Origin of the sequence: Pseudomonas sp. Ps21-P2, from assembly GCF_039672565.1 — a bacterium.
Taxonomy (GTDB): Bacteria; Pseudomonadota; Gammaproteobacteria; order Pseudomonadales; family Pseudomonadaceae; genus Aquipseudomonas.
Window position 1 is genome coordinate 376,236 of the sequence record NZ_JBDFPL010000005.1, and the last position, 13,122, is coordinate 389,357.

9 protein-coding genes, 3 tRNA genes and 4 pseudogenes are annotated in these 13,122 nt (G+C 54.0%); 8 read left to right on the forward strand and 8 right to left on the reverse strand.

What is annotated here, in order from left to right; translation table 11 throughout:
- Window positions 1–284: 284 nt before the first annotated feature.
- Both ABEH28_RS15380 and ABEH28_RS15385 read left to right on the forward strand, forming a co-directional pair.
- The gene (locus ABEH28_RS15380) at window positions 285–1,190 is read left to right on the forward strand and encodes a hypothetical protein (RefSeq protein ID WP_346630432.1); all 906 of its coding nucleotides are present in this window, start codon (window positions 285–287) and stop codon (window positions 1,188–1,190) included.
- A gap of 744 nt (window positions 1,191–1,934) precedes the next feature.
- Window positions 1,935–2,378, forward strand: coding sequence for a DUF4145 domain-containing protein (locus ABEH28_RS15385; protein WP_346630433.1), 444 nt, complete (start codon window positions 1,935–1,937; stop codon window positions 2,376–2,378).
- On the opposite strand, the gene ABEH28_RS15390 is transcribed toward ABEH28_RS15385, so the two are convergent.
- Window positions 2,375–2,602: a DUF2514 family protein gene (locus ABEH28_RS15390; protein ID WP_346630508.1), complete on the reverse strand. Its 228-nt coding sequence runs from the start codon at window positions 2,600–2,602 to the stop codon at window positions 2,375–2,377. The genes ABEH28_RS15385 and ABEH28_RS15390 overlap by 4 nt on opposite strands.
- On the opposite strand from ABEH28_RS15390, the pseudogene ABEH28_RS15395 reads away from it, so the two are divergent.
- Window positions 2,555–2,868, forward strand: a pseudogene (locus ABEH28_RS15395) (Heme peroxidase); the annotation flags it as partial. The gene ABEH28_RS15390 and the pseudogene ABEH28_RS15395 sit on opposite strands and share 48 nt — an antisense overlap.
- 482 nt (window positions 2,869–3,350) lie before the next feature.
- On the opposite strand, the gene ABEH28_RS15400 reads toward ABEH28_RS15395, so the two are convergent.
- Window positions 3,351–4,160, reverse strand: coding sequence for a toll/interleukin-1 receptor domain-containing protein (locus ABEH28_RS15400; protein ID WP_346630434.1), 810 nt, complete (start codon window positions 4,158–4,160; stop codon window positions 3,351–3,353).
- A 103-nt stretch (window positions 4,161–4,263) separates the two neighbouring features.
- Here ABEH28_RS15400 and yejK point away from each other — a divergent pair.
- Window positions 4,264–5,278: pseudogene (yejK, locus tag ABEH28_RS15405) on the forward strand (nucleoid-associated protein YejK).
- 206 nt (window positions 5,279–5,484) lie between these two features.
- Here yejK and ABEH28_RS15410 read toward each other — a convergent pair.
- Window positions 5,485–6,216, reverse strand: coding sequence for a hypothetical protein (locus tag ABEH28_RS15410; RefSeq protein WP_346630435.1), 732 nt, complete (start codon window positions 6,214–6,216; stop codon window positions 5,485–5,487).
- 113 nt (window positions 6,217–6,329) lie between these two features.
- Between ABEH28_RS15410 and ABEH28_RS15415 the strand changes: the two are divergent.
- A pseudogene (locus ABEH28_RS15415) lies at window positions 6,330–7,182 on the forward strand (DNA adenine methylase).
- A gap of 344 nt (window positions 7,183–7,526) precedes the next feature.
- Window positions 7,527–8,063 carry a hypothetical protein gene (locus tag ABEH28_RS15420; protein WP_346630436.1) on the forward strand — a complete coding sequence of 179 codons (537 nt, stop codon included), beginning with the start codon at window positions 7,527–7,529 and terminating at the stop codon, window positions 8,061–8,063.
- Window positions 8,064–8,299: 236 nt separating this feature from the next.
- On the opposite strand, the gene ABEH28_RS15425 is transcribed toward ABEH28_RS15420, so the two are convergent.
- Entirely contained in the window at window positions 8,300–8,632 is a 333-nt protein-coding gene (locus ABEH28_RS15425) for a hypothetical protein (protein WP_346630437.1), read from the reverse strand.
- 84 nt (window positions 8,633–8,716) lie between these two features.
- Here ABEH28_RS15425 and ABEH28_RS15430 point away from each other — a divergent pair.
- A pseudogene (locus tag ABEH28_RS15430) lies at window positions 8,717–10,905 on the forward strand (DNA cytosine methyltransferase).
- A 392-nt stretch (window positions 10,906–11,297) separates the two neighbouring features.
- Here ABEH28_RS15430 and ABEH28_RS15435 read toward each other — a convergent pair.
- Window positions 11,298–11,384, reverse strand: a tRNA-Leu gene (locus ABEH28_RS15435).
- Between the two features lie 231 nt (window positions 11,385–11,615).
- Between ABEH28_RS15435 and sodC the strand changes: the two genes are divergently transcribed.
- Complete coding sequence (gene sodC, locus ABEH28_RS15440) at window positions 11,616–12,134, forward strand: superoxide dismutase [Cu-Zn] SodC (RefSeq protein WP_346630438.1); 519 nt, start codon at window positions 11,616–11,618, stop codon at window positions 12,132–12,134.
- A 171-nt stretch (window positions 12,135–12,305) separates the two neighbouring features.
- Here sodC and ABEH28_RS15445 read toward each other — a convergent pair.
- The 3 genes from ABEH28_RS15445 to pgsA form a co-directional block, all read right to left on the reverse strand.
- A tRNA-Cys gene (locus ABEH28_RS15445) sits at window positions 12,306–12,379 on the reverse strand.
- 45 nt (window positions 12,380–12,424) lie between these two features.
- Window positions 12,425–12,500: transfer RNA gene (locus tag ABEH28_RS15450), tRNA-Gly, on the reverse strand.
- A 61-nt stretch (window positions 12,501–12,561) separates the two neighbouring features.
- The gene (pgsA, locus tag ABEH28_RS15455; RefSeq protein WP_346630439.1) at window positions 12,562–13,122 is read right to left on the reverse strand and encodes a CDP-diacylglycerol--glycerol-3-phosphate 3-phosphatidyltransferase; all 561 of its coding nucleotides are present in this window, start codon (window positions 13,120–13,122) and stop codon (window positions 12,562–12,564) included.

Genomic DNA, 13,122 nt, shown 5'->3' on the forward strand with positions numbered 1-13,122 from the left:
GGAATATGTCAGCCTAGCTGAATGTCTGACTGGAGGTTTTGTTGGAGCAGGCGATCTTACAGCGTAATAACGAGCCTGGGCAGACTAGCGCCAGAACCCTCCCACGGTATGATGCGGAGGATAACGGAATACATTTCGATACTACGGAGCGCTGAACTAAAGCGCGTTGGCATGCCTCTAGATCGGGCACAGATACCTTCAAAAAGAGTCAGCACATCAAGAAAATATAAATATAAATATAAATATAAATCTACTACCGCAGCACCACCCAAGGATATCAACTAATGGCCGTCGCCGAGTTCTTCACCGCCGTTAAGGACCGCTTTACAAGCGCCGTTGGATTTTCAATTGCAATTTCTTGGCTCATTATTAACTACGATTTTTTAATTATCATATTTAGCGGCGCGGGCCCGATGGAAAAAATTCAGCTTATCAATAATCAGGTTTACTATAGTATATCTGTGAAATTTTGGTGCTGGTTCGCACTGCCTGTATTTGCCGGTTGTTTGTACACCTTTCTCTATCCTTACATCGATATTCAGATTTCTTTGTTTCTTGAAAAAATGAAAGTTCAGAAAGAAAAGAAGCTTTTGGAGATTGCCCGCACAATACCCATCGCTGCTGAAACCCAGTTTGAATTTTTTCAGACATATGATGAGAAAATAGAATCATATAAGGATAGGCTACAGAAAGTAGTTGTAAAGCGTAATAGTGACGTGCAAAGATTGGAAACCATAAAGCGAGAGCTAGAGACAAAGAGCTCTCAGCGCCTTTTAGTTCTATTTTGTCAAGGCACAAGAATATCTCCGGGGAATCTTCCTCTTTTGGTGGAATACGACACCGGAACTTACTCGGAGCTCAAAACTAACTGGCAAGAGGATTATGTGGACTTTTCAGCGAAGAAAGAATTTGCATGGTTACTTCGCCTGGCCAAAGAGTCTCGACATCGTGAAACAAGCGTGGATGAGCTGCGGTTAATTAACGTTGAGCACATCACAGACACTTTTGCAGGCGCAAGCGAAGCAGAGCGAAACGATTATTTAGATTTAGTATTAGCTCTGGGACTAGTAACGAGGTTTGAGTCAGTGTTCAACATAGAACCTCTCCGGATGGAAGGGATATTGAGGGTTTCAACCATCGTAGCTGAGTTAGCGGCGGATCAGCCACTAGCCCACGATAAAAACAGTTGATTTAATGCGTTCGTACCTGCTGATGGTAGCGTCAGCGGGTTCGAGCATTGTTCTCCCCAATCACGCTGACAAAGTCGTAGGCCTTTTGCATTTGCAGCTAACTATCCTTCCCACGATCGTTTGCATACTCGCGTCGAGCCTAAGGATCAGCAGGGCCTTGAGCGGACGCGCAGGACGGTTTCGTGATCACCACGGCCGACAGCCATCAAGCCATGGTAGACATTCATGATCAACGACCGGTGCGGAGCCCGGAGCACGCCCAAAAATGGATTGACCCTGATAACCCCGCCAAAGCGCGCGACCGAGATCGTGAAAGACTGCCGCAGGTCCACCTAGCGATGCGCTTGATTCAAGGTGGACAAGGATGTGGGGCACTTGCGTAATCAGGGCCGCGCCTGAGAGAAGAGATGTAGGAAGGGTGATGGCACTTTTGACAACGGATCATGAAGAGCAATAGTATTTCAATATTGAGCCGAGCTTTCTATATGAGCTAGGTATTTACTCTCAAAACTGAAAGGTGAATTCATGCAGTGCCCTACTTGTCAAAAGGTTTTTCATGAACAGCCAGAACAGCTTATATTCCATAATATTCCTGAAACTCGAGATCGGGCTTATACAATCTGGGTTCAACAGTGTCCTTCCTGCTACGAGAGCATAGTAGTCAGGGAAACTGGTCGTGCATTTAACAGAACGCTACACCCAGTAGAGTCGACAGAAATAATATACCCGTCACGAAATCAACTAATGCTACCGCCGGAAATCCCTGAGAAATATCGCCAAGAACTAGAAGAAGCAAGAACAGCGATTAATTATAGCCCGAAAGCCAGCGCTGCTCTATCCAGGCGACTGTTGCAAATGACATTTCACAATGAGCTCAAGATCAAAGCCCGTGATTTATCCAAGGAAATTGATGAATTCATAGAGTCCTCGAAAGCACCTACTTATCTAACCAGTGCGGTTGATGCAATACGCAACATTGGAAACTTCGCCGCGCACCCTATAAAAAACAGTCATACCGGAGATATTGTCGAAGTAGAACCAGGAGAAGCGGAGTGGCTACTAGAAGTGTTGACGGCGCTCTTTGATTTCGTATTTGTCCAGCCGCAAACATTAAAAGCTAGGCGGGAAGCGCTGAATTTGAAACTAGCCGAACTTGGTAAGCCAGAGTTGAAAGGTGAAGAGAGCTAGTTTGAGCCCAGGCTTTGGTACGCACCCTCGCATGCCAATCCAGCTATCAGAGCCGCGTCATAAGCCGTTGAGAGCTCTCCCGCTATTTTGTCAGCCCGCGGGAACCGGTCGTGTAACACCATCGCGGCGCAGAAGGCTGTTTTGCCTCGCTCGGCAGCGTCGGGATCTCCGGCGGTGTCTTCGTGTGCTCCGACGGTACCGAACAGAATTTCGTCTCGATGCAGTACTTACCCTGCCCGGCTGTGCCGCGAAGCTCGTTGCCGGATGGAAGCAGTTTGAAGCAGATCTGGCGACTTACGAGCCAGGCGAAGCAGTGCCCGACGCGGTAGGCAAAACGCCGGACGCGCTTCCGGCGTTACGCATCGAAGTCACGGGCATGGTGACCGCCAGCAACCTGGAACCATTCAAGGCTCACTCGCTGGACGTGTTCGCAGCCATCAACACCGACCTGCAGACCGACCTGCATTTCGCCGACGCAGAGAACACCGTGTAATGGCGGTGCTGACGGTGAGCTGGGCGGCGCTGGACGACCTAGTCCTGATTCATGGCGACGCCTCCAACATGGACGGCGTCGAGCTGCAGCGGGTGGCGGCATGATCAGCTTCAGCCTGAACCCTGATGCGCAGAACCGGATCAAGTCGGCCGAACTCGCGGCGGCCGTGGCGGAGTTTGAGAGCCGCCGCGGGCAGATTTTGCAGGTGAATGCTTCACGGGAGATCCGATCCCGCCAAAGCCGAGGGACTGGATTGATCCGGACACGGTGCTCAAGCTCAGGCCTCGGGTACTAGCACGGCAAGCTTTAGCGGAGCGACGACGAACCTAGGCACACCGGTTGTATGCATAGAGAACCTATACTGCCATTTGGCCCTTTGAAAAAGGGCCGTATCCTGTGCTGGGGTGAAGAAACGCTGACTTCTAACAGCAGCAATAGCGGCGCGTGAATAGCAATATCGAACTCACCAGCCGATCAGGTCAATCTTTACCTTTAATTTCCTTCTCGAATAAGCTCTTTGTAGGCTTTGACCTAGGTCCCCGATGCATTTTTATATAGTTCATTATTCCCTCTTCCGTGAGGCCACGCGAGACCCCTTCATTCAAAACATCTGCAACTGAAAATTTAAGATCCGCCGCCAAACTTTCAACATACATGTGGTTCACTTTATCCGGGCTGTCGAAGTTTCGAGCGGGGAAGCTCTGACGCTCAATTTCTCTGACCCTGCTAGTCAAAGCACGCGTGTTCGATAGGATTTCATCCAGAATGCTTACCTCTGACCGCGGCTCAGCTGCATCCTCTGAAAGGATGTCCTTAAGAATTCTTTTGAATTCCTTATCGAATTGCGGCCAATAGGTATCAAATACTTGCCTCAATATCCTTTCGTTGAGCTTGGCTGTTTCCAGCCCGGCGTTCAACGAGCAAACCAACCCCCACATGGATGAGTGGTCGGCGGTGGTATGGTTGAACTGCGCAAGTGGATCTTCAATATCAGCAGGTTTTAAATCTACAAGGAATGTGCAAACGCGGTTGGTGCTTAAGCCTTTTGCAAGAGCGCCGGTCTCAAAAAGAATCCAAGGCTTATTTTTGTTATCTTGAGTTAAACAGACTATGCCTGCAGCCGTGTCCTTCAACTGATCCGAGATTTCGGAGAACCATATTGCCCCCTTATCGATATCGCGCGTCGAAATCCAGGGCTGCGACGCCTGCAATACGCATTTTATCCAGTCCGCAAGCAGCTCTGCTACTGCTTTACTCCGACGTCCTGACCAGCTGACAAAAACCTTCATGACCACTCCCTGATCCGGCACATGCCGGGAACTAGGTATAGCCCGCCAACAATTTATTCGCCACCGGTTTCTCGGAGGCATCAACTCGCCTGAAGTAATTGAAATGCCAATCCGCAAAATCATCATGCACATGATTGACAAAAAACCCGACGGAAGCCCCGCCGTGCTTCATGTAGCGAGCGAGCCGCTGCCCGAGTCGCAAGCTAACGAAGACCTGTTAGGGCATTTGAACGAGAGCTACAACGCCAAGCAGGGCAAGGTTTGGGGCTTGCTTCACGCGGGGTCCGGCGCGCACCCGCTGAGGGGCTGCCTGGGCAAATACATCGTCGACGAGATCGGCTTCCACGAGTTCAGCCTGGCTGCCGTCGAGCATTTGCAGCACTTGATGGAAGAGTCAAACCTTGCGATCGGAGGGCACGTCCTGTTCGTGCACTACCAGCAGGGCATTACCGAGTACCTGTCTATTGCGGTTATTCAGCAGTCGGAAAGCATCGCAGTTGGCGAAGACCTCCGGACCATCACAGCTAAATACCTCGACCTCGATCACCTCCACCTAGCCGGGCGGATCAACCTGTCCGAATGGCAGAACAATCCGGCGTCTCGGCAGTACATCTCGTTCATAAAAGGCAAAAACGGCAGGAAAGCGCCGGAGTACTTCCGTGACTTCATTGGCTGTCAGGAAGCCATCGACGCTCCTGGCGAAACCCGTACCTTGCTCAGGGCGTTCAGCGACTTTGTGGAAAACGAGGATCTGCCTGAGGAGGCGGCACGGGAGAAGACACGCACCCTGGTGGACTACGCGATGAGTCAGACCAAATTGGGCGAGCCAATCATCCTTGAGGAACTGTCCGGGCTGGTGGATGAAGATCAACCCATGTCTTTTTACGACCACATCCGCAACAAGAACTATGGGTTGTCCCCGGCGATCCCTGCCGATAAGCGAACGCTCAACCGATTCCAACGCTTCACCGGGCGAGTGGAAGGCCTGTCGATCAGCTTTGAAGCGCAACTGCTGGTGCACGAAGGTGAAGTACGACAAGAACAATGACACGCTCGTCATTAACGGCGTGCCGACTCTTCTGACCGATCAACTCAAGCGCGCCGGTGTAGAGCGGTAACCGTGGAGCAGCTTCAAGGATTGTCATAACCATTTCCGCTCCAGTCATCCGATACCACGGCGCCAAGTTCAGACTCGCATCGTCGGTGCCATAGGACTTCCCGCCTCATGCCTGCTACGGGAGTCACTCAACAGCGCCGGCGTGCCACCCCAGAGAGCTGCCTAGAAACTCCGTCCGGAAGCCATACATAGAGCTCTGTAAACAAGCTATTTGTTCAGTTCGGCTCTAGCAGGATCTTGCGCACCATTAGTAGAGTGATAGTAAGAAATCATCGCATGACTACCTATAACAAATAGGATAAACAACATGAGCACGCAAAACCGAACGGACCATTTCTTTGTGTCTTTATATGCAGGCTCCCCGAGCTTAACGGTTTCCCAAGTTTCCTTGAGAATACCCCTCGATATCGAGGTCATTTCTTCAGCCGCAGAGTGCACTTGCTCCTTTAACTGCAGCCGCTTCTCTTTGTTCTTTTCAGCCTTAATTTCGTGCAAAAAAATAGTGCAGGAGTCGAATTTATTTTCAAATCTTACGAAGCTTGGCTCGTCCGGCTTGAAATGTAGCCGAACCATCGCGTAGCCCTGGTGGATTTTTTGTGTCAAATCCCGACTGGCGGCGATACCTTCGCTCCATTTTTCCTGCATAATTTTAACCGCTTCCTTTCTCGATTCAGTTTTGTACTCGCTTTCTTCTAAAGTATTTTCGCGCTTAATCTTTAGAAACTCTTCCAATAAGGCTTGATTAGATGCAACGAGTGATGCCTGAGCATTTATAGCCCCTATTAGTTCTGCAAAGGATGCTCGCACCGAATCAGTCCAGCCTTGGCGAAACTCGGTAGTTTTGCTTTCTTTCTCATTAACAAGCTTAACGATACTTAACGCCGCAGTAATAAAACCTGCAAGGGCTGTGAGAAACGCTGTAAGCAAGATTTTGTCCATTCAAGTGTCCCTTCCTGTTATGTCTTCGATGTGAGCCATATCAGACACGACTCCGAACCAAATTACCATCATGCCAAACTCACGCCGTGAAAGCGGCGCCTTCCGGAGCCTCAATGGCAATCACTGTCCCAGTGATCCGCTACCACGGGGCGAAGTTCAGGCTCGCACCATGGGTGCTGCAGCACTTCCGCCCCATACCTGCTACGTCGAATCATTCGGCGGTGCCGCCGGCGTGCTCATGCAGAAGCCACGCTCCTACGCCGACGTTTACAACGACCTCGATGGTGACGTCGTAAACCTGTTCCGGGTGCTTCAGGACCCGGCGACGCGAATGGAGCTTGTCGACCGACTGGTGCTGACGCCCTACTCCCGAGCCGAGTTTGAGCTTTCCTGGAAGTCGACAAGCCACCCGGTTGAACGCGCCCGGCGCACGATCATTCGCGCACAGATGGGTTTCGGGTCAGCCGGTGCGACGAAGGGTGTCACTGGTTTTCGCATAGACACAAAGCGCCAATACGGCACCGCCCAGTCACTCTGGGCCGAATACCCCGACTCGCTCGCGGCGGTCGGTCAAAGGCTCTCCGGCGTCTTGATCGAGAACAGTCCTGCCATTGAGGTCATCACTGCACACGACGCAGCGACGACACTGCATTACGTCGCCCCCCGTACGTGCACGACACTAGGTACAAGGGCGCATCGACTGGACGGTATTACCGTCATGAGATGGACGACAAAGAACACCGAAAGCTTCTCGGCGTTTTACTCGAGCTAGAAGGAATGGTCGTACTGTCTGGCTACCCAAGCGAACTGTACAGCGAATTGCTGCCTGACTGGAGCTGGTACCGCACGTCGGCGCGGATATCCGCAGGGCGCGGCACGGCAAGGCGTACTGAATGCATTTGGCTGAACCCGGCATACGTCGATCGAGTCAGTCAAATCCGCTTGGACCTAGGGCTCCATCTCTAGCGCCTAAGGTACGGAAGTGGAGTAAGTAGTGACCGCCTGGAAGAACGCACCTATAGATGCAGAGGCAGCAGCTAACTTGTTCCATCGGCTCTGAAGCTTTGCAGTTGCATACACATCAAAAGTGCCCTTTATGCTTTTTTCAACTCTCGTACTTGTACCCGGCGGGTATTTACCCGGACGGTAGAGGACTTGAGCTGTCGCAGACCGCAGCCAACAGAAACACGAAATGAGCGCGAATACGCAGGTAATGCCTGGCGCGGCAACTTTGAAGAACTGAGTCACGCTCTCGATCCCCATCATAAAAGCCTCCTTCTTACACTCGAGTGTTTCGACGAGGATACCTTATGTCATCTAACAAACCGCGCATCGTCTGCCAGTTTAGCTGTGGCGCCGCCTGGGCAGTGGCAACGAAACTAGCGCTGGCCGATTACACCTGCACGTATGACGTGCTGATCATAAATGCATTCCTCGCCAACGAGCATGAGGACAACCGGAGGTTCCTCGCTGACTGTGAATCGTGGTTCGGCAGGCCGGTGACGGTTCTACGTAATACCAAATACGGCGGCGATATCATCGAGGTCTTACGGCGCGAGCGGTACGCGAAAAATCAGTTTGGCGCCCCATGCACCAAGCTGCTTAAGCGCCGGCTGCTCGACACATTGAAGCAGCCAGGTGACGTCATGGTGTTCGGCTACACCGTTGAGGAGAGGGATCGGCTAGAAACTTTCCGAGAACGGAACCCTGATCGTCCTGTCATCGCGCCGCTGATTGATCGCGGCCTGGTAAGGAAGACTGCAAGGCGATGGTCGAACGAGCTGGCATCAAACTGCCCTTCATGTACCGACTTGGCTACGACAACGCCAACTGCATCGGCTGTGTGAAAAGCGGAGAAGGATATTTCCGAGCCATCCGCGAAGACTTTCCAGAAAAGTTAGAATCGCTTTGTCACGTGCAGGACCTGCTGGGCCCAGGCTCGTACCTTCACAGGAACCGCGCCACCAAAGAGCGTTACTCGCTGAGAGACTTGGGCGACGGCCCAGTGCGGCGGAACGAGAAGATTCCCGCATGCTCTTTTTTCTGCGAACTAGCCGAAGCTTACATCATCGCCAGCGCATGATTACGGCAGAACTTTTATTCCGCTTGCCGCTGCTGTAAGGCGATGAAGGTTTCTGACTGAGCCAGAAAGACCTTCGGAAACGCTGCCTTCAAATTCCGCCAAACCAGGACCTGCGAGTTTTTCAATGATGGCTGCAACTTCAGCAATTGTGAGCCTTATCTCATGGTCGTATTCACCCTTGCCATCGTGGCTCTTAGTTCTCCTCATCAGAAGAGTTACCACGGGCCCATCGCCCAAATCTGATTGAAGCCCAATCTGAACAGGCTTTTCTTTTCTGTTTTTTATCGGGCTCCAACCTTCTTTTCGATTTGAGCCTTGACGACGAATTTCCATTAGCGGTGCTCCGAGACATCGGCTAACTGCCGGGCGCACACAATTACCCTACTTTCACGACTCACGCCACTGGCGAGGATCCCCATGTCCGCACATCAGAAGACACATCCCTTCGATTTTAAAACTCAGTACGGCCTCGGCTTCGACTCTCAAGACGATGAGATCGTCGTGGACTTCTTCTGCGGCGGTGGCGGCGCCGGTACCGGCCTCGAAATGGGGCTAGGCCGCAAGGTCAGCGTCGCGAAGACCACAGCGCCAAAGCGATCAGCATGCACACCATCAACCACCCGGGCGCCAGGCACTTCACCACCGACGTGTTCGATGGTGATCCGGACGCCGAGTGCGGCGGCAAGGCAGTGGGCTGGTTCCACATGTCGCCGGACTGCACCCATCACAGCCAGGCCGCTGGCGGCCAGCCGCGCAAGCGCGAGATCCGTAACCTCTCGTGGATCGGTTTGAAGTGGGCCGGCAAGAAGCGGCCTCGAGTCATAAGCCTGGAAAATGTGAAGCAGATCCTGCAATGGGGTCCGCTGATCGCCAAGCGCGACAAAGCGACCGGCCGCATAATCAAGCTGGTGCCAAGCGTGAACAAAAAAGGAAAAGAGGTCTTGGTGAAAGTGGTCGCCGCGCCCGGCGAGATCGTTCCTGTCGGCGAGCAGTTCCTCGTCCCTAACCCCAAGCGCAAAGGCAGCACCTGGAAACGTTTTGTTGAGTTGCTGGAGCAGCACGGTTACGTCGTCGAATGGCGAGTGATCAAGGCATGCGACTTCGGCGCGCCCACCAGCCGCGAACGCCTGTTCATGATCGCTCGGTGCGACGGACTGCCGATCGTCTGGCCGCAGCCGACCCACGCGAAGAAGCCCGGCAAGGGCCAGCTGAAATACCGCACCGCCGCCGAGTGCATCGACTTCAGCGACTTGGGTAAGAGCATTTTCGGCCGCAAGGATGAGCTGGCCGACGCCACCAAACGCCGAATCGCCAAGGGCATGAGGAAGTTCGTCATCGACCACCCTGCCCCCTTTATTGTGCCGATCGCGAACTGGTCGACTGAGACGGTGCAGTCGCTGAACGAGCCGCTGCGAACCGTGACGTCTTACCCGAAAGGTGGTGCATTCTCGGTGGTGAGCCCAATCATCGCACCGGCCACGCATCAGGGGAGCGACCGTATCAACCATCCACTTGAGCCGCTGCCGACGGTAACCTGCGCCAACCGCGGCGAACTGACATTGATCAGCCCTACGCTGGTTCAGACCGGCTACGGGGAGCGCGCGGGCCAGCAACCGCGCGTGCCGGGATTGGATCAACCGCTGGGGACCGTCGTCGCTGGAGGCATAAAGCACGCGCTCGCCTCTGCGCACCTGGTGAAGTTCAGGTTTAACGACGAAGGCAAAGCGTTGGACGAGCCGCTGCCGACAATCACCAGCGGCGGCAATTATCAGCGCCCGGCCGGCGCGGCGCACGCCATGGGAATCGCCACCGCATTCATGGCGCAGATGAACGGCGGCTTCAACACCACCGTAGCGAAAAGCCTGGAGGACCCGCTAACCACAGTCACGAATACCGGCAGTCAGCAACAGCTAGTGACGGCAACGCTGGTCACCAACACGACCGGCTACGCCCCGTCAGATATCGAGGGACCGGTACCGACGCTCACGACCGGACAACATCAGATGCTCACCACGGCGCATCTCCTGCACCTGCGCGGCAACTGCGACGCCCGGGCCGCCGCCGATCCACTCCACATGGTCAGCGCCGGCGGGACTCATCACGGGCTCGTCACAGCTTTCATGGAGCGCCAGTTTGGCGCCAGCGTCGGCCAGCACCTGGATGAACCCGCACCGACCATCACGGCAGGCGGCGGAGGCAAGAGTTCGCTGGTCAGCTTAGAGTTGTCGCCAGAGCACGAAGAAGGCGCGTTGCGTGTTGCTGCGTTCCTGATCAGTTACTACGGCACGGAGAACATGAGCAGCTGCGACCAGCCCGCTCCGACGATCACCACAAAGGATCGACTCGGCCTAGTCACCGTCATGGTAAAGGGAACGCCCTACGTGATCGTCGACATCCGACTGCGGATGCTGCAACCGGCTGAGCTGTATCGGGCGCAGGGATTTCCACCGGATTACATCATCACGCATGGTGCCGACGGGAAGGCGTTCACGAAGACGGAGCAGGTCCACATGTGCGGGAATAGTGTCAGCCCGCCGCCGATGGCCGCCCTCGCCGGGGCGAATGATCCTTGGCGAGTGGCGGCAGAGCAGGCAGCCGCAGCGTAACTTGCTCACAGCCAGCCCAAACGCACAAGCGATTCGATGACGGCTAGCACGGCAATAAGCAGATTGACCAGATTGGTGAGTCGCTTCATGAATTCCTCGGTTGGCTGATTTGCTAATCCGAGTCGACGATGCGCTGACGGTAATGCTCGATAGTCTGCGCGCTTAACACGCTGCGCTCATCATGGCGCCCGACTCCCAAGAGAACTCGTTTCCCACCAGTGAGGGGCATTAGTACATCACCAGATTAATCGAATTGAGTATATCCTGGTAAATGTACTAAAAATTCTGAGCAGGCGTGAGAAGAGTTGCGGATGCCTAAGAACACAAAACCCCGCGTGGCCTGCGCCAGCGGGGTCTTTTGAGCATGCCTGAGAGGGCATGAGAATCGAATATGGTGCCCCGAGCCGGAGTCGAACCGGCACATCCTTTCGGACGACGGATTTTAAGTCCGGTGTGTCTACCAATTTCACCATCAGGGCGGTAGCACATATCAACCTTGACCTCCGCGTGCTGTGTAGCGAGGCCAGCTGATAAGAGTGGGGAATATATACACCCTAAGCCCGGGAGGCAAGTTCAAAGCTTTCGGATTCAATTGGTTACGTTTGTTTACCGTCGCAATCTCGATACCTTGTCTATGCTCTCTCCCAGCGAAGGGTGACACGCTCGCGCAGCTGTCCTGCCCCTCTTTTGACAAACTGAATGAGGTGTCTATGAAATCCGCTTTGTGGCTTGGCCTGATTGGAGCATTTTCGGTGAGCGCTCAGGCGGCGTCGCTCAATGTCCCAATGAACCTGGTGAGCGCCGATGGCGCCCCACAGCCTATTGGCGAGGTCAATATCAGCGAGACAGCTTATGGGCTGGTATTCACCCCCGAGCTGAAATCCCTACCCGCCGGCATTCACGGTCTTCATGTTCACGAAAAAGCGAGTTGCGATTCGGGCATGAAAGACGGCAAAAAAGTGGCGGCACTCGCAGCAGGCGGCCATTTTGACCCAGCCAGTACCGGCAAGCATCTGGGGCCATACGGCGATGGCCACCTGGGCGATCTGCCGGCGGTCTACGTCAATGCCGATGGTGTGGCCAACTATCCTGTGCTTGCACCACGCCTGAAGAAAATTGCCGACATCAAAGGCCACGCGCTCATGATCCATGTCGGCGGCGACAATCACTCGGATATGCCTATGCCATTGGGCGGTGGCGGTGATCGTATGGCATGTGGTGTTATCTGACGGAAATCACACCGGCTTGGGCTCGCTGAATCGTTGACAGTCAAAATGGCCCGGATTCGAGCTTTCGTTCCATAGGAGGTTGCGGAAACGATAGTCAGAGTTGCGGAAACTCTGACCCAATCAGCGCCCACAAAAAAGCCCGTAAGACGTTGATCTTACGGGCTTTAAATGTGGAGGCCGAGGTCGGAATCGAACCGGCGTAAGCGGATTTGCAATCCGCGGCATAACCATTTTGCTACTCGGCCTCAAACGCTCAACGATCCAACCACTACCGCTAAACGCATACAAACTGGAGCGGGAAACGAGACTCGAACTCGCGACCCCGACCTTGGCAAGGTCGTGCTCTACCAACTGAGCTATTCCCGCTTTGTGTGGGCGCCATTCTATACACTCAAATGACCCCGTCAACCCCTTGATTTAAAAATACTTATTTTTTATCTGTGGTCGTGCGCAGATGCGGCCATGCCGCGCGCAGGTATTGCACCATCGACCAGAGCGTCAGGCCCGCGGCGACCATCAACAGCACGTAACCCAACACCACCCAGAAGGTAAACGCAGGCGGGTTGGCCAGCAGGATGACCAGCGCAAGCATCTGTGCAGCGGTTTTCCATTTGCCCAGGTTTGACACGGCCACTTGTGCCCGCGCCCCCAGCTCGGCCATCCACTCGCGAAGCGCCGAGATGACAATCTCGCGGCCGATGATCACAGCGGCGGGCAGCGTGAGCCAAAGGTTGGCGTGGGCTTGTACCAGCAACACCAGCGCAACGGCCACCATCAACTTGTCAGCCACCGGATCGAGAAACGCCCCGAACGGTGTGCTCTGCTCCAGGCGTCTTGCCAGGTACCCGTCCAGCCAGTCGGTCGCGGCTGCCAAGGCAAATACCGAACTGGCGGCCATGTAGCTCCAGTGGTATGGCAGATAAAACAACAGAATGAAGATCGGAATCAGCAGGACACGTAATACGGTGATCAGATTAGGGATATTCAT